This is a genomic window from Sphingomonas sp. GW821-FHT10C01, from assembly GCF_059415525.1.
Map to the genome: position 1 here is coordinate 368,784 of NZ_JBWKNK010000002.1, position 17,600 is coordinate 386,383.

General features: G+C 66.5%; 19 protein-coding genes. 9 read left to right on the forward strand and 10 right to left on the reverse strand.

Translation table 11 applies throughout. The annotated features are described in order from the left end of the window. Nucleotides 1-7: 7 nt before the first annotated feature. From AC07M1_RS13785 to ubiA, 4 genes are all read right to left on the reverse strand, one after another. Nucleotides 8-769, reverse strand: a complete 762-nt coding sequence (locus AC07M1_RS13785; protein WP_495163191.1) for an SDR family oxidoreductase — start codon at nt 767-769, stop codon at nt 8-10. A gap of 69 nt (nt 770-838) precedes the next feature. Beyond that, the gene (locus tag AC07M1_RS13790) at nt 839-1,627 is read right to left on the reverse strand and encodes an inositol monophosphatase family protein (RefSeq protein WP_495163192.1); all 789 of its coding nucleotides are present in this window, start codon (nt 1,625-1,627) and stop codon (nt 839-841) included. Next, nucleotides 1,620-2,966, reverse strand: a complete 1,347-nt coding sequence (locus AC07M1_RS13795) for a TldD/PmbA family protein (protein ID WP_495163193.1) — start codon at nt 2,964-2,966, stop codon at nt 1,620-1,622. Before AC07M1_RS13795 ends, AC07M1_RS13790 begins: the two co-directional genes overlap by 8 nt. Before the next feature lie 46 nt (nt 2,967-3,012). Further along, a complete protein-coding gene (gene ubiA / locus AC07M1_RS13800; protein WP_495163194.1) occupies nt 3,013-3,930 on the reverse strand; it encodes a 4-hydroxybenzoate octaprenyltransferase in 918 nt (305 codons plus the stop codon). 192 nt (nt 3,931-4,122) lie between these two features. Here ubiA and AC07M1_RS13805 point away from each other — a divergent pair, with 192 nt between their 5' ends. From AC07M1_RS13805 to AC07M1_RS13815, 3 genes are all read left to right on the forward strand, one after another. Continuing rightward, entirely contained in the window at nt 4,123-4,866 is a 744-nt protein-coding gene (locus AC07M1_RS13805) for a 16S rRNA (uracil(1498)-N(3))-methyltransferase (RefSeq protein ID WP_495163195.1), read from the forward strand. Between the two features lie 68 nt (nt 4,867-4,934). Continuing rightward, a complete protein-coding gene (locus AC07M1_RS13810; protein ID WP_495163196.1) occupies nt 4,935-6,308 on the forward strand; it encodes a glutamate--cysteine ligase in 1,374 nt (457 codons plus the stop codon). Then, a complete protein-coding gene (locus tag AC07M1_RS13815) occupies nt 6,309-6,611 on the forward strand; it encodes a DUF1294 domain-containing protein (protein ID WP_495163197.1) in 303 nt (100 codons plus the stop codon). It abuts the gene before it with no gap. 16 nt (nt 6,612-6,627) lie between these two features. Here the strand turns inward: AC07M1_RS13815 and trpS are convergent, their stop codons facing one another. Genes trpS through secB form a run of 3 tightly spaced genes read right to left on the reverse strand, consistent with a single transcriptional unit; the run spans nt 6,628 to nt 9,761 of the window. Continuing rightward, nucleotides 6,628-7,635: a tryptophan--tRNA ligase gene (gene trpS, locus AC07M1_RS13820; protein WP_495163198.1), complete on the reverse strand. Its 1,008-nt coding sequence runs from the start codon at nt 7,633-7,635 to the stop codon at nt 6,628-6,630. Nucleotides 7,636-7,660: 25 nt separating this feature from the next. Further along, nucleotides 7,661-9,226, reverse strand: coding sequence for a murein biosynthesis integral membrane protein MurJ (gene murJ, locus AC07M1_RS13825; RefSeq protein ID WP_495163199.1), 1,566 nt, complete (start codon nt 9,224-9,226; stop codon nt 7,661-7,663). A gap of 22 nt (nt 9,227-9,248) precedes the next feature. Then, on the reverse strand, nt 9,249-9,761 hold the full coding sequence (gene secB, locus AC07M1_RS13830) for a protein-export chaperone SecB (protein WP_495163200.1): 513 nt from the start codon (nt 9,759-9,761) through the stop codon (nt 9,249-9,251). Between the two features lie 189 nt (nt 9,762-9,950). Here secB and AC07M1_RS13835 point away from each other — a divergent pair, with 189 nt between their 5' ends. From AC07M1_RS13835 to AC07M1_RS13850, 4 genes are all read left to right on the forward strand, one after another. After that, on the forward strand, nt 9,951-10,598 hold the full coding sequence (locus AC07M1_RS13835) for a Tim44/TimA family putative adaptor protein (protein ID WP_495163201.1): 648 nt from the start codon (nt 9,951-9,953) through the stop codon (nt 10,596-10,598). A 9-nt stretch (nt 10,599-10,607) separates the two neighbouring features. After that, complete coding sequence (mltA, locus tag AC07M1_RS13840; protein WP_495163202.1) at nt 10,608-11,846, forward strand: murein transglycosylase A; 1,239 nt, start codon at nt 10,608-10,610, stop codon at nt 11,844-11,846. Nucleotides 11,847-11,849: 3 nt separating this feature from the next. Beyond that, nucleotides 11,850-12,428 carry a Smr/MutS family protein gene (locus AC07M1_RS13845; RefSeq protein ID WP_495163203.1) on the forward strand — a complete coding sequence of 193 codons (579 nt, stop codon included), beginning with the start codon at nt 11,850-11,852 and terminating at the stop codon, nt 12,426-12,428. A gap of 67 nt (nt 12,429-12,495) precedes the next feature. Then, a complete protein-coding gene (locus AC07M1_RS13850) occupies nt 12,496-14,175 on the forward strand; it encodes a putative bifunctional diguanylate cyclase/phosphodiesterase (protein ID WP_495163204.1) in 1,680 nt (559 codons plus the stop codon). Here the strand turns inward: AC07M1_RS13850 and dapE are convergent. Further along, nucleotides 14,172-15,323 carry a succinyl-diaminopimelate desuccinylase gene (gene dapE, locus AC07M1_RS13855; protein WP_495163205.1) on the reverse strand — a complete coding sequence of 384 codons (1,152 nt, stop codon included), beginning with the start codon at nt 15,321-15,323 and terminating at the stop codon, nt 14,172-14,174. The genes AC07M1_RS13850 and dapE overlap by 4 nt on opposite strands. Here dapE and AC07M1_RS13860 point away from each other — a divergent pair. After that, nucleotides 15,323-15,769 carry a cupin domain-containing protein gene (locus AC07M1_RS13860; RefSeq protein ID WP_495163206.1) on the forward strand — a complete coding sequence of 149 codons (447 nt, stop codon included), beginning with the start codon at nt 15,323-15,325 and terminating at the stop codon, nt 15,767-15,769. The genes dapE and AC07M1_RS13860 overlap by 1 nt on opposite strands. Here AC07M1_RS13860 and AC07M1_RS13865 read toward each other — a convergent pair. After that, on the reverse strand, nt 15,766-15,942 hold the full coding sequence (locus AC07M1_RS13865) for a glycine zipper domain-containing protein (protein ID WP_495163207.1): 177 nt from the start codon (nt 15,940-15,942) through the stop codon (nt 15,766-15,768). The genes AC07M1_RS13860 and AC07M1_RS13865 overlap by 4 nt on opposite strands. A 13-nt stretch (nt 15,943-15,955) precedes the next feature. Continuing rightward, on the reverse strand, nt 15,956-16,621 hold the full coding sequence (locus AC07M1_RS13870) for a glutathione S-transferase family protein (RefSeq protein ID WP_495163208.1): 666 nt from the start codon (nt 16,619-16,621) through the stop codon (nt 15,956-15,958). A gap of 130 nt (nt 16,622-16,751) precedes the next feature. Between AC07M1_RS13870 and AC07M1_RS13875 the strand changes: the two genes are divergently transcribed. Beyond that, nucleotides 16,752-17,537: a DUF3108 domain-containing protein gene (locus AC07M1_RS13875; protein WP_495163209.1), complete on the forward strand. Its 786-nt coding sequence runs from the start codon at nt 16,752-16,754 to the stop codon at nt 17,535-17,537. Nucleotides 17,538-17,600 lie beyond the last annotated feature (63 nt).

Genomic DNA, 17,600 nt, shown 5'->3' on the forward strand with positions numbered 1-17,600 from the left:
TACTCCCTCATGTCTTGGTGATCGAGGCGCCGCCGTCGACGGCAATCGCTCCGCCGGTGACGAAGCTCGCGGCGTCGGATGCCAGGAACAGCGCCATCTCCGCGATCTCCTCCGGCTCCGCGAGGCGCTTGAGCGCATGGAGCTGCTCCATCCAGGCCTGAATGCCGGGATCGGCATCCGGCTGGCGCGCGGCGCTTGCCGGGGTGTCGGTGCCGCCGATAATGAGGGCATTGGCGCGGATGCGCTGCGGCCCAAGCTCCACGGCCAGCGTGCGGACCAGACCGAGCAGTCCGGCCTTGGCGGCGGCATAGGCCCCCATGCCCGGAATACCGTTGGCCGCGCCCACGAAGCTTGAGCTGAACAGGATCGATCCCCCGCCACGCGCCGCCATCGCGGCGGCCTGGTGCTTGGCGCCATGGAAAGCGGCGGTGAGGTTGGTGGCGATCGTCCAGTCCCAGTCTTCCGCGCCAAGGCCGGTCAGCGGGCCGCTCGCACCGACCGCGCCGGCATTGTTGAACGCGATGTCGAGCCCGCCGAAACGCTCAACCGCCAGTGCCACCAGCGCTTCGGCATAGGCTTCGTCACGGACGTCGCCCGCTAGGATCGCGGTCTTGGTGCCCAACTCGCCGGCGACGCGCGCGAGTTCATCCGGGCGCCGGGCGGCGAGAACCAGCCTCGCGCCTTCCGCCGCGAAGCGATGCGCGGCGGCCTCGCCGATTCCCGAGCTGGCGCCGGTGATGATCGCAACCTTGCCGTCGAGTGTTGCCATGTTCCTGTCTCCCTGGTTCGGAGCGGGAGATGCAGGGCGCGGCTGCCGGGCGCTTCCCGGCGCTTGCCTTCAAACGCGCGGGCGGCCCAGCGCGGCGACGGCGCGTTCGCGCAGATGCTCGGTGGTGGCCTGATGGATGCCCGGGGCGGTGGCGAGCACGCCAAAGGCCTCACCCGCCGGCGTGTTGAAGCGCAGCTTCCTGCCGAGTGAATCGGTGATCTTTGCGCCGGCCTCCCGCGCGATCACCGTGGCCGCGGCAATGTCCCACTCATTGCCCCAGCGGAAGGTGGCGAGCAGATCTGCATCGCCCGCCGCGACCATCGCGATGCGCAGCGCGATCGAATTGGGCTTGTGCACCATCGTCAGCAGGTGATCGACTTTGGGCAGATCGTCGGCGGGGACGCGGGCACCGGCGAGTTCGGTACGGTCGGATGCCGCGATCAACTTGCCGTTGAGGGTCGCGCCCTGATCCTTCACCGCCAGCCAATGCTCACCCCGAACGGGCGCGTCGAGCACGCCGATCACCGGCTGGCCATTCTCGACCAGCGCAACGGAAACTGCCCAGCCGGGGCGGTGGCGCAGGAAATCGCGGGTGCCGTCGATCGGGTCGACCACCCAAACCCGCTTGGCCGAGAGGCGGGCGAGATCGTCAGCGGTCTCTTCCGACAGCCAGCCGGCGTCGGGGAGCAGCGCGGAGAGGCGCGCGCGGAGCAGCTCGTCCACCGCCAGATCGACTTCGCAGACGAAGTTATCTGGCGATTTCTCCCACTTGCGCACATCCTGTCCGTAACGGGCCTGCGCGAGCTGGCCCGCCTCGGCAGCGATGCCGCTGACGGCGCGGGCGAGCGTATCAGCCACTGGCCACCGTCATCCCATCGATGCGCAGGGTCGGCACGTTGATGCCGTAGCGAAACTCCAGATCATTGGCCGGGATCAGTTCGGCGAACATCGACTGGAGCGTGCCGGCGACGGTGAATTCGGAGACGGGGCGGGTGATCTCGCCATTTTCGATCAGGAAGCCCGCGGCGCCACGGCTATAGTCACCGGTGATGATGTTGACACCCTGGCCAATCAGTTCAGTGACATAGATACCATAACCGATATCGGCTATGAGCGTTTCGACCGGGATTTTGCCCGCTTCCATGAACAAGTTGCTCGGCCCGGCGGCCGGTGCGCCGCCGATGCCACGGCTGGCATGACCGGTGGGCTCCAGCCCGAGCTGACGCGCGGCGGCGCTGTCGAGCAGCCAGGTCTCGAGCTTGCCGTCATCGACCAGTGCGACGGGAGAGACCGGCAAGCCTTCGCCATCGAACGGACGTGAGCGCATGCCGCGCGGGCGGTGCGGATCGTCCTGGATGCGGATGCCGGGCGCGAAGATCCGCGTACCCATTGCATCGAGCAGGAAGCTGGTCTTGCGGGTGATCGCGCTGCCGGAGATGGCGCCGCTAAGGTGTCCGAGCAGGCTGGAGCCGACACGCGGGTCGAGCACCACCGACATCGTGCCGCTCTTGACCCGACCGGGGTTGAGACGGGCGACGGCGCGCTCGCCCGCGCGGCGGCCGATGTCGGCGGGGGATTCAAGATGCCGGGCATGGCGGGCGCTGTGATGGGCATAATCACGCTCCATCGCGCCCGCTTCGCCGGCGAGCACACTGGCGGACAGGCCATGGCTGGTCACCGCATAGGCGCCCGCAAAGCCGTGGCTGGTAGCGAGCGCCCAGATGCTGCGGCTGGCCGAGGCGCCGCCGCCTTCGCTGTTGGTGACGCCGGGGATGGCGCGCGCGGCGTCCTCGGCGGCGAGCGCTAGCGCCTTGAGCGCGGCGGGATCGCCAAGCTCGCCGTCGTCGAGGTCGAGATCGGGGATCGTACCATGGAGCAGGCGTTCGGCAGGGGCGAGACCGGCCCACTCGTCTTCTGGCGCCTCACGCGCCATCGCGACGGCGCGTTCGGCGAGCGTGTCGAGCGCGGCGGATGACAGGTCGGTCGAAGAGATACTTGCCGAACGGCTGCCGACAAAGACGCGCAAGCCGAGTTCCTCGTGCTCGGCGCGACCGACATCCTCGAGTGCGCCGAGACGGACGGAGACGGAGAGCGATTCGCCGCCGGAGAGCATGGCGTCGGCGGCATCGGCGCCCGCCTTGCGTGCGCGGGCAATGGCGTCCTGGACTCTGGCGGCGGCGTGTTCGGTGATCAGCATCGCGGCGATCTAGGTATTGGCGGCATGAAGGTCAAAAGGCGTCCCTTCAAACCGCGGTCGTGCCGACGACGAAACAGGCGGCGAAGACGAGCAGGCCGGTGAAGCGGTTCGAGCGGAAGCGATGCAGGGCGTTGGCGCCGTCGGCGGGGACCAGCGTGCCGACTTGCCATAGCAGGTGGATCGCGGCGGGTGCCAGGGCGACGAGCGCGAGCTTGTCGGGGCGGACTTGCCACAGCGCCGCGCCCCAGAGCGTGACGGCGATGGCATAGAAGGCGGCGACGCCCAGCCGGACATTCTCGCCCAGCCGCCGCGCGGAGGAACGGACGCCGACCAACGCATCGTCCTCGACATCCTGAAGCGCGTAGATCGTGTCGTAGCCGATCACCCAGAAGACGCAGCCGGTGTAGAGGAGCAGGGCGGGGGCGGGCAGCTCACGTGCCACCGCGGCCCAGCCGACCAGCGCCGCCCAGGAGAAGACGAGGCCGAGCCACGCCTGGGGCCACCAGGTGATCCGCTTCATGAAGGGGTAGGCGGCGACCAGCGCCAAGCTGGCGAGGGCGATGACCGCGGCGAAGGGATTGAGCTGGACGAGGACGATCAGGCCGACGAGGCAGAGCGAGACCAGCCAGATCCAGGCCGCCTTGAGGCTGACCGCGCCGCTGGCGAGCGGGCGGCTACGGGTACGCGCGACCTGGCGGTCGAGGTCGCGGTCGACGATGTCGTTGTAGACGCAGCCGGCGCCGCGCATCGCGATGCTGCCGAGCAGGAACCAGAGGATCATGTCCCAGCGCTCGACCGCGCCGCCCGCCAGCGCGATGGCCCAGGCGCCAGGCCAGAACAGAAGCCACCAGCCGATCGGTCGGTCGAAACGCGCCAGCAGGGCGTAGGGACGAGCGACGGCGGGGAGCAGGCGCATCAACCCGCGATGCTCGGTATCGGGGACAGTCTGGGCAGCGTCAGTCATGTGCATTCAGCTTGTCGAAGTTGACAAAGTTGACACTTTTGACGGGTTTCATTCGCGGTGCCGGAAGAGGGAGTGACGTCGTGCAGGCCATGCTTTCTGCTGCCACAAGCGGGACCTTGTAGGACAGCGAAAAGATCGAGCGCGGTTTCGGCTCGGGGTGACGAAGCCGATGGGGCGGGGTAGGGGGAATCCATGATCGCCACTCCCGCCTGGCCGCCGCAATCGACCCCGCGCCTGTTCGTCGAACCCGCGCTGACCGCAGGTGAGCTGCGGCGGATCGACGGGCCGCAAGGGCATTATCTGGCGAGCGTGATGCGGCTGAAGGCCGGCGATCCGGTTAAATTGTTCGACGACGCCACCGGCGAATGGCTCGCGGTTGCCACCGAGGTCCGCAAGCGTGACGTGACGCTGGAGCTGCGTGAGAGATTGCGCGAGCGTGAGGCGGTGCCCGATCTGTGGCTGTGCGCCGCGCCGATCAAGAAAGGGCGGATCGACTGGGTCGCGGAAAAATCGTGCGAGCTGGGCGTCGCGCGGTTGGCGCCGGTGCTGACGCGGCGCGCGGTGGTCGACAAGCTTAACCTGGATCGGCTGCGCAGCCACATGATCGAGGCGGCGGAGCAATGCGGCCGTACCGCGCTGCCCGAACTGGTCGAGCCGGTTAAGCTCGCGGCAATGCTCAAGGACTGGCCGACGGACCGCGCGCTGTTCTTCGCCGACGAGACCGGCGGCGCGCCCGCGTTGGAGGCGATGCGGACCCATCGCGGTCCAGCGGCGATCCTGGTCGGGCCCGAGGGTGGATTCGATGCCGAGGAGCGCGAGGCGATCCGCGCGGTGCCACAGGCGGTGGGCATTTCGCTTGGCCCGCGTATCCTGCGCGCGGAGACCGCGGCGGCGGCGGCGGTGAGCTTGTGGATGGGCGCCGCCGGGGACTGGTGATTTCCCACTGAAAATTGGGTGTTTCATCCCCTCTTTCGCGGATCGTTACGCGCGCCTACATGCCGCGCATGAGCACCAAGACGGCTGTAAGCAGCAACGCGCCTGTCATCGAGAGCCGTCAGCAGCTCCTCGATTATTTTGCCGGTGGGGAGAAGCCCGCCGAGCGCTGGCGAATCGGCACCGAGCACGAGAAGTTCGTCTATTCGACGAAGGACTGCCACGCGCCGTCCTATGACGAGCCGGGCGGCATTCGCGATCTGCTCGCCGAGCTGACCCAGTTCGGTTGGAAGCCGGTGATCGAGGGCGACAATGTCATCGCCCTGTCCGGTCCGGACGGCACGGTCAGCCTCGAACCGGCCGGGCAGCTCGAATTGTCGGGTGCTCCGCTCGAAAACCTCCACCAGACCTGCGCCGAGACCGGCCGCCATCTGCAACAGGTCAAGGCGGTGGGCGAGAAGCTGGGCCTGGGTTTCCTGGGCCTTGGCATGTGGCCGGACAAGACGCGCGCCGAGCTGCCGATCATGCCCAAGGGCCGCTATGGCATCATGCTGAGCCATATGCCGCGCGTCGGCAGCCTTGGCCTCGACATGATGCTGCGCACCTGCACGATCCAGGTGAATCTCGACTATTCGAGCGAGGCGGACATGGCGCAGAAGTTCCGCGTCGGCCTGGCGCTTCAGCCGCTGGCGACCGCGCTGTTCGCCAACTCGCCCTTCACCGAGAAGAAGCCCAACGGCTATCTCAGCTATCGCAGCCATATCTGGTCGGACACCGATCCGGCCCGCACCGGCATGCTGCCCTTCGTGTTCGAGGACGGCTTCGGCTATGAGCGCTATGCCGAGTACGCGCTCGATGTGCCGATGTACTTCGTCTATCGCGAGGGGAAGTATATCGATGCCGCGGGCCTCAGCTTCCGCGATTTCCTGAAGGGTGAGCTGTCGGTCCTGCCGGGCGAGAAGCCGACGATCGACGATTGGGCCGATCACCTCTCGACAGCTTTCCCCGAAGTGCGCCTCAAGACCTTCCTCGAAATGCGCGGCGCCGATGGCGGCCCTTGGAACCGCATCTGCGCGCTACCGGCGTTCTGGGTCGGCCTGCTCTACGATCAGGGCGCGCTCGACGCGGCGTGGGATCTGGTCAAGGACTGGGACATGGCCGGGCGCCAGGAACTGCGCGATTCCGTGCCGAAACTCGGCCTCGACGCGCCGCTTCCGTCTGGCGGCAAGCTACGCGACATCGCTGGTCAGGTAATCGACATTGCCGGAGCGGGTCTCACCTCGCGGGGGCGGCTCAACTCGGCCGGCGACAATGAGAGCGGCTTCCTCGACCCGCTGCGCGAGATCGTGCGGACGGGCAAGGTGCCCGCGGAAGTGCTATTGGAGCATTATCGCAACGCCTGGGATGGCGATCCCTGCCGGATCTATGGCGAGACCAAATTCTAGATGGATCTGACGCGCTGGCTGGCCGGTGACGGTGCATTGGCCATCGCGATCCCGGTCTTCCTCGCGTTGGTCAACCTCGTCACCCTGTTCAGCTTCCGGCATGACAAGCTGCAGGCGATACGGGGTCGGCCACGCGTGCGCGAAGCGGACCTGCTGTTTCTGGCGCTGGTGGGCGGATCGCCCGCAGCGCTGGTTGCGCGGCGGATGTTCCGGCACAAGACGCGCAAACAGCCCTTTTCCGCGCTGTTGCTGCTGATCGCGGGCGTGCAGGCCGGGGCGCTGATCGGATTGCTCCTGATCTAGGCGCCCCGGTTGCGGCTCAGACGAGCAGTCCCATCACTTCCTGTGCCTTGCGCAGCAGCGGGGCAGCGAGCGCGGAGGCGCGCTCGGCACCCTTTCGCAGCTCGGCATCCACCGCGCCGCGGTCGGCGGTCAGGCGAACCATCTCGTCGCGGATCGGACCAAGCGTCGCCACGGCCAGGTCGGCGAGCGCGGGCTTGAAGCTGCCAAAGCCCTGGCCCGCATATTCCGCGACCACCTCGTCCGGCGTACGATCCGACAGCGCGGCGAAGATGGTGACGAGGTTCCTGGCCTCGGGCCGATCCTTCAAATCCTCGAACGTCTCGCCCAACGGCTCCGGATCGGTCTTCGCCTTGCGGAACTTCTGCGCGATGGCGTCGTCATCGTCGATCAGGTTGATCCGCGCCGCCTCGGACGGGTTCGACTTGGACATCTTCTCGGTCGCGTCGCGCAGGCTCATGATCCGCGGCGCGGCCTTGCTGATCAGCGGTTCGGGCTGGACGAGCAGATCGACGCCATAGTCCTGGTTGAACTTGGCGGCGATGTCGCGGGCCAGCTCCAGATGCTGCTTCTGATCCTCGCCCACCGGGACGTGGGTGGTGGAGTAGAGCAGTACGTCGGCGGCCATCAGCACCGGATAATCGTAGAGGCCGACGCTTGCGCCCTCGCGGTTCTTCCCCGCCTTGTCCTTGAACTGGGTCATGCGGTTGAGCCAGCCGACGCGCGCGACGTTGTTGAGCAGCCAGGCGAGTTCGCTGTGCGCGGGGACGCGCGCCTGGTTGAACAGGATCGAACGGTCGGGATCGATTCCGCTTGCGATCATCGCCGCTGCGATCTCGAAGGTGTTGGCGTTGAGCGCAGCCGGCTCGATCCACTCGGTCAGGCCGTGCAGATCGGCGATGAAGTACATGCTCTCGCCACCGGCGGCATCGATCTGCGCCTGCATGCCGACCCACTGCTTGATCGCCCCCAGATAGTTGCCGAGGTGGAGGTTGCCCGTGGGCTTGATGCCGGAAACGACGCGCATAGCACTTCTCTGTATTGGATAGGTCTCAGGCGGCGCGGCGGCGGACTAGCGCTTTCAAGTCGCCGATCCGTACCGCTCCGGTGCCGAAGCACGCGACCGCGTACACGATGGATCCGGCGCCGACCAGCACCAGCATCGCCGCGGTGCGGATCGTCCAGGCGCCGTGAATGTAGGGCGTGAACAGGTCGTTGAGGAAGAACATCACCGCGCCCATGGCGATCGACGCGCCGACCAGCCGCCAGACGCGGCGCCGGAGCTGATCGTCGGCGACGAAATGGCCGCGCTTCGTCAGTGCGCGATAGAGCAGGGCGACGTTGACCCACGCCGCAACCGCGGTGGCGAGCGGCGGCCCCATATGCTGAAGCGGAACGATCAGTGCGAGATTGAGACCCAGGTTCACCGCGATCGATATCATGGCGTAGCGCACCGGGCTCTTGGTGTCCGAGCGGGCGTAGAAGCCGGGGGTCAGGACCTTGACCAGGATATAGGCGGGCAGGCCGACCGAGAATGCGGCGAGCGCCTGGGCGGTCTTCACCGTGTTCTCGGCGGTAAAGGCGCCGTGCTGGAACAGCGCCGCGACGATCGGGCTGCCGCAGATCACCAGCGCGGCGGTGGCGGGGAGAGTGAGGAACAGCGCCAGCTCCGCGCCGCGATTTTGCGTGTGCATCGCCGCATCATCATTCCCAGCGCCCAGCTGGCGGGCGATGGTCGGGAGCAGCACGGTGCCAAGGCCGATGCCGATCAGTCCGAGCGGGAGCTGGTTCAGGCGGTCGGCGTAATAGATGTAGGAGACCGATCCCTCGGCCAGCAGGCTGGCGGCGAGCGCGGTCGAAATGATGAGGTTGATTTGGGTCGCGCCCGCGCCCGCAGCGGCGGGGCCGATCAGCGCAAGCAGTTTTCTCACATCGGGCGTCAGGCGTGGCGCGCGGATGCGCAGCTTAACCCCGCTGGCGCGGCAGGCCAGGAACAGCCAGAGCAGTTGGAGCACGCCCGAAACGGTGACGGCGATCGCCTGGTTGCGCGCGGTCAGCAGCGTGTTGTCATTGTGGAAGAACAGCAGCGCCGCGATCAGCGTCGCGTTAAGCAGGATGGGGGCTGCGGCGTTGACCCAGAATTTATGGAGCGAATTGAGAATGCCGCCGAGCAGCGAGACCAGGCTGATCAACAACAGATAGGGGAAGGTGATGCGCGACAGCTCGACCGCGAAAGCGAACTGCCCGGGCGTCACGTCGTTGAACCCACCCGACATCGCCCAGACGACCGGGTAAGCCGCGATCTCCATGATCGCGGTGAGCAGGATCAGGATGGGGAGGAGGACCGAGAGCGCTTCCTCCGCGAAGGTGAGCGCCGGCTTGGTGTCGCCGCCCGCTTCGCCCACCTTCTTGCTGAACATCGGCACGAAGGCGGCACTGAACGCCCCTTCCGCGAACAAGGCGCGGAACAGGTTCGGCAGGCGGAAGGCGATCAGAAAGGCGTCGGAGGCGAAGCTCGCCCCGACATAGCGCGCGAATAGTGAATCGCGAACCAGTCCGAGCACGCGGCTGGCGAGCGTCAGCCCGCCGATCGACCCGAGTGCCCGGACAAGGTTCATGGGGTGGCCCCGAAAGCCGGAATCAGGCCTGGCCGGCTTCCCCGCCGGCGGCCTCTTCGGCAGCGCGCTGCTCGAGTTGCTGGTAATAGAGGCCGTTGAAGTCGATCGGCTCCAGCATCAGCGGCGGGAAACCGCCGTCGCGCACGGCATCGGCCAGCACGCGGCGCGCGAACGGGAAGAGCAGGCGCGGCGCTTCGCCCAGCAGGAAGGGCTGGAGATGCTCGGTCGGGATGTTGCGGGCGGCGAACAGACCGGCGAAGGAAAGATCGACGACGAACGCGACCTGGCCCTCATTCTCGGCGCGCACGTCGATCTTCAGGACGACTTCATAGACGTCCTGGCCGACTTCGCTCGATCCGATGTTGAACTGGACGTCGAACTGCGGCTGGCCCTGCATCTGATAGATGGCGGGCGAATTCGGATTCTCGAACGAGAAGTCCTTCACATATTGCGAGATAACGCCAACCGAAGGGGCGGTATCGGCGCCGTTCGCAAGCGGCTCACCCTGCGACGCTGCGTTTTCCGGCTCGTCCATCGTTCGAAAGTCCTTCTTGTCTGGGATACATGTCGCGGCGTGCCGCGTTTGGAATGACGGACGCGCCTAGCAGGGGCGATCCGGCGTTTCAACGGGCGTGCGCGGTACTCGGTCCACACTTCTGTTCATGCTATATTTGAATCACAAGCGTATCCTGCCTATGTGGAGAGCTGAAACGAGGTGTCCCAAGTGTATCTAGTCGTCCTGTTTGCAGCGATCGCGGCCTTTCTGGCGCTCCGGCTCTACTCCGTCTTGGGCAAGCGTACCGGGCATGAGCAGCAGCCGCTGCCGCGTGCGGCGGACGAGCGCGTCGGCGCCCCGCCGATGCCGCGGACCATCGACATGCCGGCGGAAGTTCGCGATGCCGGTCCGCGCGCGGTGGAGCCGGGTGCCGAGGGTGGCCTGCGCGCGCTGGTCGCCGCGGACCCGTCGTTCGACGTCGGCCAGTTCGTCGAGGGCGGCAAGTCGGCCTATCGGATGATTCTCGAAGCCTTCTGGAAGGGTGACCGCGAAACGCTGAATTGGCTGGTCGAGAACGAAGTTCGCGACAGCTTCGTCGCCGCGATCGATGCGCGCGAAGCCGCTGGCGAGACGCTCGACAACCGACTGGTGTCGATCGAGCGCGCCGCGATCTCCGAAATCGCGGTCGAGGGGCGCATCGCGCGCATCACGATGCGCTTCGACGCCGATATCGCAGCGGTGACGCGTGACAAGGACGGCAACGTCGTTGCCGGATCGCTGTCGGATGCGGTCGAAACGCATGACGTCTGGACGTTCAGCCGCGATCTGCGCAGTGACGATCCGAACTGGAAGCTCAGCGATACCGACGAAGCCTGAGGGGTAAGTATGCGCGCTTGGGGGGTAGCGGCGCTGGCCGTAGCGGTTAGCGCCTGTTCATCGGGCGTGGTTCCTTCGCGACCGGGCGCAGTAAGGCCTGCGCCGTCGGGACCTTCGGTTCCCGTCCGCCAGCCGACCGCGGCAACCCCGCTGGCGCCCAAGCCGGCGCCGGCCGCCACTGCGACCACCGCGACCGCTGCAAACGCCGGGCTGGTCGCTGGGCCGGATATAGCCGATCTCCCGATCACAGCGATCGGTGCGACACGCGCGCTCGAGGCGTTCCGGATCAGCTGTCCCAGTCTGGTCAAACGTAACGATGCCAGTGGCCTGACGCGTGCTGACGATTGGCGCGCGGCGTGCGACGCGGCGCGGACCGCGCAGCCACGCGACGCCACCGCCTTCTTCGCCCGCTATTTCGAGGCGGTGCAGGTCGCCGACGGCAAGGCGTTCGCGACGGGCTATTACGAACCGGAGATCGCTGGATCGCGCACGCGGCGCTCGGGCTATGAAGTACCGATCTATGGCCGCCCGGCGGACTTGATCGACGTCGATCTCGGCAGCTTCTCCGACAATCTCAAGGGCCGCTCGATCCGTGGGCGTGTCGATGGCACCAAATTCGTGCCCTTCTACGACCGTGCCGCGATCGAGCAGGGCAGTCTTGTCGGGAAGGGTCTCGAGATCGCCTGGGCGGCCGATCCGGTCGAATTGTTCTTCCTGCAGATCCAGGGTTCGGGGCGGCTGCGGCTTCCCGATGGCGGGATCATGCGCATCGGTTATGCCAGCCAGAACGGCCGCGACTATACCGGCATCGGCAAGCTGATGATCGATCGCGGCATCCTGCCCAAGGGGCAGGGGTCGATGCAGGGGATCATGGCTTATCTGCGCCAGAACCCCGAAGAGGGCCGCGCGATCATGCGCGAGAACAAGAGCTATGTGTTCTTCCGCGAACTGACCGGCGCGGGCCCGCTCGGCGCGATGGGCTATCCGGTGACCGGGCGTGGCAGCGTCGCCGCCGATCCCAAGTTCGTACCGATGGGTGCCCCCGTCTTCCTGTCGATGGATCGTCAGGACGCGACCGGAATCTGGGTCAACCAGGATACCGGCGGCGCGATCAAGGGCAGCAACCGCTTCGATACCTTCTGGGGTGCCGGCGACGATGCGCGGGCGATTGCGGGCGGCATGGCGGCGCGCGGCACCGCCTGGCTGCTGCTGCCCAAGGGGACGCTGGCACGCCACGGCGTGGATTGATCGATGAGACCGCCGCGAACGATGACGCCCGATGAACGGGCGCTCTGGGCGCGCGTGATCGCCACGGTGACGCCAATTGCGCGGGAACCGGTGCCCGCGAAGGTGCCGTCGCCCAAACCGCCCGTATCGCTTCCGCCAGAGGCTGCACCCGTTGCGCGTGTGAAGGGGCGGGTTCCGCCCGCACCGCTGCCTAAACCGCGGCCCGCACCGCCCGCCGCCGACACGCTCGACGCGAGCTGGGATCGGCGCCTCAGCCGTGGGCTGGTGGCACCCGAAAGTGCGATCGATCTCCACGGCCACACGCTCTCCAGCGCGCATGCGCGGCTCGATCGCGGGCTGGAGGCGGCGATCGCCCGAGGCGACCGGGTGCTGCTGCTGATCACGGGCAAGCCGCCGCGGCCCGAATCGGAGCGTCCGCACGCGCGCGGGGCGATCCGCGCGGCGGTGGGTGACTGGCTGGCGGCATCGCGGCATGGTGACCGAATCGCGGCGGTCCGGAACGCGCATCCGCGCCATGGCGGGCTAGGTGCGCTCTATATCGTTTTGAAAAGGCAACGATCGGCGCCGCCGCAAAATTCTTAACCCTTTTGGGTCAATATTCTCCCGTCGCCCGCAACCTGTTGGGCTTATGGGGGACCACGCAGTCGCGATGAACGGATTTTCGCTCAAGAGTCGTGCGATCGTGTTTGCGATCTGCGCCGGAGCGTTCGTGTTCATCCTCGCGCTTGCGGCCACCTCGCGTGGCCATTTCGACACCGAAAATGCCGGCCGCGCGCTGATCGCCGCGATCATTTGCGCCGCGATGTGCTGGGCCTATGCCGAGCGGACCATCGCCTCCACCGCGGCCGCGATCGATGCCGCGATCGCTCGCCTGTCGAGCGCCGCCAATGGCGATCTGGAAAGCGAAATCCCGGCCGAGGTGGGTGAGTTCGTACCCCCATTGGCCGACGCGATGGGCGGACTGTTCCGGCAACTCCATTCGAACCTGGAAAGCGTCCAGCGGCTCGCATTGTTCGATCCGGTGACCGCGCTGCCCAATCGGATCCATTTCCGCCGCAGCTGTGAGCGGACGCTGACCGAGCTTCCGCACGACGCGATGGCGGCGCTGTTCTTCATCGACCTCGACCGGTTCAAGGCGGTCAATGACACGCTCGGCCATGCGATGGGCGATCAGTTGCTGGGCATGGTTGCCAACCGCCTGCGCGCGGTCGCCGACCGCTTCATTGTCGAAGGCGATCTGCGCCAGCCGCTGATCGGGCGGCTATCGGGCGACGAGTTCACCATTTTCTTCCCGAGAATGGCCAATGCCCGTGACGCCGACCGGATCGGCAGGGGAATCCTGTTTGCCCTGTCAGAGCCGTTCGATCTGGCCGATCAGGAAGTGAGCATCGGTGCTTCGGTGGGTATCGCGATGCGGCCCGAGCATGGCACGACGCTGACCGATCTGATGCGCGCGGCCGATGCCGCCATGTATCACGCCAAGGGCAATGGCCGTGGTCGCGCCGAGCATTTCAGCGAAGGCCTTGCCGCCGAGATCGCGGAGCGCGCGCAGCTTGAGAGCGATCTGCGCGGCGCGGTCGAGCAGGACCAGTTCACGTTGGTCTATCAGCCCCAGATCAGCGCCGGCGATGGTCGGATCGTCGCTGCCGAGGCGCTGTTGCGCTGGCAGCATCCCGAGCATGGATTGCGCCTGCCCGGCACGTTCATTGGGCGCGCCGAGGAGACAGGCCTGATCGTCGAGATCGGCGAATGGGTGGTCGAGAATGTCGCCAACACTATCGCCCGCTGGGGCAAGATGGGCGTCGAGCAGCGCATGGCGGTCAATATCAGCCCGCGTCAGCTGGATCATGCCGCCTTCTTCCGCCGGTTGCGCGACGCGATGCAGGCCGCGGGCGCCCCAGCACGCTTGCTGGAGCTCGAAATCACCGAAACGCTGGCGATGCATTGCTCGGGTGAGGTGATCGATGCGATCGCCGCACTACGAGCTGACGGCGCCAGCATCGCGATCGACGATTTCGGGACGGGTTACTCGAACCTTGCCCGGCTGCGCGATCTCCCGCTCGATCGGGTGAAGCTCGACCGCAGCCTGGTCGAGCATGTCGCGACCAGCGCCGAGGCGCGGACCATTGCACAGGCCGTGATCGGCCTGATTCACGGCATCGGCTGCGAGGTCGTCGCCGAGGGCATCGAGACCCAGGCCCAGCTCGATGTGCTGCGGGTGATCGGCTGCGACGTACTGCAGGGCTTTGTCATCGCCCAGCCGATGGCTGAGGACGCCTTTATCGCCTGGGCTGGGCAGATCCCGCAGATCGAAGCACGGACTGCCTAAGCGTACACCCGCCGCAACAGGGTTTCGTAGATCGCGGTCAGTTTGTGGAGGTCGTCGAGCGCGACCGCCTCGTCCAGCTTGTGCATCGTGGCATTGAGCAGACCGAACTCCACCACCGGACAGATACGCGACAGGAAGCGCGCGTCGGAAGTGCCGCCGCTGGTCGACAGCTCGGGCCTGATGCCGGTTTCCGCCTCGATCGCGTCGCCGACCAGCGTTGAAAGCGCGCCAGGCTCGGTCAGGAACGCCTCGCCATAGACGCGGCCGCGCACGATGCCCGCTGGGGCATGGGTATGAACGATCCGCTCGATCCGTTCGATCAGATCCTGACCGCGATGCTGGTCGTTGAAGCGGATCGAGAGCCGTGCGCTCGCCTTGCCGGGAATGACGTTGGTCGCCGGGTTGCCGACCGTCAGATCAATCACCTCGATGTTCGACGGCTGGAACCAGTCGGTCCCTTCGTCGAGCACGATGGCGTCGACCTCCGCAAGCGCACGGATCAGACGCGGGATCGGATTGTCGGCGAGGTGTGGATAGGCGACATGGCCCTGCCGCCCCGGTACCTCGATATCGATCACCGTCGACCCACGCCGACCGATCTTGATCGTGTCCCCCAGCCGATGGGCGGACGTCGGTTCGCCGACCACGCAGAAATCGGGCGTCAGCCCCGCCGCCGCCATGCGCTCGATCAGCGCGACCGTGCCATAGGTTGCCGGACCTTCCTCGTCGCCCGTGATGATCAGGCTGAGCGTCCCGGTGGCGGGGCGGGCGGCGACCGCGGCGGCAAAGGCGGCGATCGATCCTTTCATGTCCACCGCGCCACGGCCGTAGAGCAGGTCACCACGCACCTCCGGCTCGAACGCGCCAGAGGTCCAGCCTTCGCCCGGCGGCACCACGTCGAGATGGCCGGCAAAGGCGAAATGCGGCCCCGGCCCGGATTTGCGGACGGCAAGGAGATTCTCGACCGGTCCGTCCGGCGCCTCGCCCGCCACGAAGCGATCGACGGTAAAGCCGAGCGGCAACAACGCCGCCTCGAGCACGTCGAAGACTGATCCAAGCGCGGGCGTGATGCTCGGCGCGGCGATCAAAGCCTTGGTGAGTTCGACGACGTCAGGCAAAATGGCCTCCAAATCTTGTGGAGGCTCCATTGCCCAAGCTCGACCTCGACACAATCCCACAGACCAATGCGACCGGTTATCCGCCCGAATATGCCGGGGAGGTTCGGGAGCGTTGGTACCGGCGCCTTGCGCCCGCTGCGGGTCTCACCGATTTCGGCGCCAGCCATGTCGTGCTCAAGCCCGGCGCCTGGTCCGCCCAGCGCCACTGGCATGAGGGCGAGGACGAGATGGTGGTGATGATCGCGGGTGAGGCGATGCTGGTGGACGACAGCGGCGAAACGTTGTTGCGCGCCGGCGACGTCGCGACCTTCGCCAAGAATGACGGCAACGGCCATGTGCTGCAGAACCGTAGCGATACAGATTGTGTCTATGTCGCGATCGGCAAGCCGTCGGTCACCGCCTGCCACTATCCCGATATCGACCTGCACCTGTTCCCCGGCGAGGGATTCAGGCGCAAGGATGGCAGCCGGTTCTAATCCGGGTCGGACCTGCCGCTGCCCCCTGCGGTGATTGCCAATCCGACGCCAGTCGCCAGGCCGATCGCGATACCCAGCGCGGTATTGTCAAACGCGGCACCAAGTGCCGCCCCGGCGGCGATGCTGAGCGCCATCATGCCGCCGGACTTGTAGTCGTTTCGACGGCTCCTCACGGAGCGAGTCCGTTCAAGCCGGCGTCTGCTCGAACTGCTCGATCACCCATTCCTCCTCCTGCGCCGCCGCGATCCAGTCCTGCATGAAGGGGTGGAGGAGTACCGCCTGCATATAGGCCGGGGCAAAGCGTGCGACGGGGAGGGAGTAGGTGACGAAGCGGGTGACCACCGGCGCGAACATCGCGTCCACGGCGCCGAACTCGCCGAACAGGAACTCGCCGTCGCCGCCAAAGCGCGCGCGGGCCTGTGCCCACAGTTCCATGATCCGATGAATGTCCTGCATGACATCGTCGTCGGGCGTCTTCGGCTCATAGACCTGGCGGATGTTCATGCTGTGCTTGCGGCGCAGCGCTGCGAAGCCCGAATGCATTTCCGCCGCCATCGATCGCGCCATCGCGCGCGCGGTGGGATCCGTCGGCCAGAATTTGTCGCCGCCCGATTTTTCGTTGAGATATTCGATGATGGCCAGGCTGTCCCACACCACGGCGTCGCCATCCCACAGGATCGGCACCTTGCCCGATGACGGCGCGAACTCGTCGCCCTCGCGGCGCTGATCCCAGTCCTGGTCATAGAGCGGGACCACCACTTCCTCGAACGGAAGGCCCGACAGTTTGCAGGCGAGCCAGCCGCGCATGGACCAGGAGGAATAGGCCTTGTTGCCGATGAAGAGCTTGAGCATGGCCCGGGGGATAGCGGCGGGGCGGGGCGGGGGCAACGCCGTTGGGTATGCACATGTGCCTTTCGACCAAATGCATCTGGGGTCGACAGGTTGCGTTGCGCGATCCGGTCGCATCCGAAACAACTTCGCCATGGACAAGATCGATCATCTCTCACGCCGAACGCTGCTCGCTCTCGCGGTTTCCGTCCCGGCCATCGCCAACGCCGCCACATCGCCCGCGCCGCATCGCCTGAATGTCGGCGACCGGCTGGCCCGGTTCGATTGGCTCAAGGCTGGGCGACGAACCTATCTGCGCTCGCAGAGCAAAAACGGTAGGCATGTCGCCACCGACATCTGGCAGCGTGAGGTGCGGTTCCAGCGCGTTGACGGGGTCGAGCGGTTGCGAATCGTTCAGCGCTGGGACGGGACCGGCAAGGATCCGTCGCTGGTCGAGCGTGATTCGCTATTCGAGCTCGGCAGTTTCCGCCCGCTGACCCATGTCCGCACCACGCGATCGGGCGGTAAGACGGTGGTGGAAGGGTTCGTGTTCGGATCGAAGGCGTTGACCGGGATGCGCGATCTTCCCGACAACAGCCAGGCCGCGGTCGATGTGCCCTTCCCGGAGCCGATGTACAATTTCGAGACCGATATGGAGATGCTGCAGACGCTTCCGCTCGCGCGCGACTATGCGGTGTCGATCCCCTTCTTCCATCCGGTTGGCGGCGCTCCAGCACGCTATTTGTGGCGGGTGGCGGCGGAGGAGGCGCTGCCGGGTCCGGACGGGCGCGGGATCGACTGCTGGGTGGTGGAGACCGATTATAACCGCCCGCAATCGCCGCCGGCGCGCTTCTGGCTCGCCAAGCGGACGCAGCAACTGGTCCGCCAGGAATCGCGGGCGCCTGATGGGGTTATCCATCTGAAGACGCTCTTGTTCTGACGCTTTCGGGCGCTTGCGGGCGTAACGATTTGGCGGCACCTATACGTCTGATTTCGGGCGTTT

Bases quoted from the DNA above. Each gene is read 5' to 3' on its own strand.
- trpS (WP_495163198.1), bottom strand. From the start codon at position 7,635: ATGCGCGTCGTTTCCGGCATCAAGCCCACGGGCAACCTCCACCTCGGC.
- AC07M1_RS13795 (WP_495163193.1), bottom strand. From the start codon at position 2,966: ATGCTGATCACCGAACACGCCGCCGCCAGAGTCCAGGACGCCATTGCC.
- AC07M1_RS13850 (WP_495163204.1), top strand. From the start codon at position 12,496: ATGAACGGATTTTCGCTCAAGAGTCGTGCGATCGTGTTTGCGATCTGC.
- dapE (WP_495163205.1), bottom strand. From the start codon at position 15,323: ATGGAGCCTCCACAAGATTTGGAGGCCATTTTGCCTGACGTCGTCGAA.
- murJ (WP_495163199.1), bottom strand. From the start codon at position 9,226: ATGAACCTTGTCCGGGCACTCGGGTCGATCGGCGGGCTGACGCTCGCC.
- AC07M1_RS13845 (WP_495163203.1), top strand. From the start codon at position 11,850: ATGAGACCGCCGCGAACGATGACGCCCGATGAACGGGCGCTCTGGGCG.
- AC07M1_RS13875 (WP_495163209.1), top strand. From the start codon at position 16,752: ATGGACAAGATCGATCATCTCTCACGCCGAACGCTGCTCGCTCTCGCG.
- AC07M1_RS13810 (WP_495163196.1), top strand. From the start codon at position 4,935: ATGAGCACCAAGACGGCTGTAAGCAGCAACGCGCCTGTCATCGAGAGC.
- AC07M1_RS13815 (WP_495163197.1), top strand. From the start codon at position 6,309: ATGGATCTGACGCGCTGGCTGGCCGGTGACGGTGCATTGGCCATCGCG.
- mltA (WP_495163202.1), top strand. From the start codon at position 10,608: ATGCGCGCTTGGGGGGTAGCGGCGCTGGCCGTAGCGGTTAGCGCCTGT.
- ubiA (WP_495163194.1), bottom strand. From the start codon at position 3,930: ATGACTGACGCTGCCCAGACTGTCCCCGATACCGAGCATCGCGGGTTG.
- AC07M1_RS13805 (WP_495163195.1), top strand. From the start codon at position 4,123: ATGATCGCCACTCCCGCCTGGCCGCCGCAATCGACCCCGCGCCTGTTC.
- AC07M1_RS13870 (WP_495163208.1), bottom strand. From the start codon at position 16,621: ATGCTCAAGCTCTTCATCGGCAACAAGGCCTATTCCTCCTGGTCCATG.
- AC07M1_RS13785 (WP_495163191.1), bottom strand. From the start codon at position 769: ATGGCAACACTCGACGGCAAGGTTGCGATCATCACCGGCGCCAGCTCG.
- secB (WP_495163200.1), bottom strand. From the start codon at position 9,761: ATGGACGAGCCGGAAAACGCAGCGTCGCAGGGTGAGCCGCTTGCGAAC.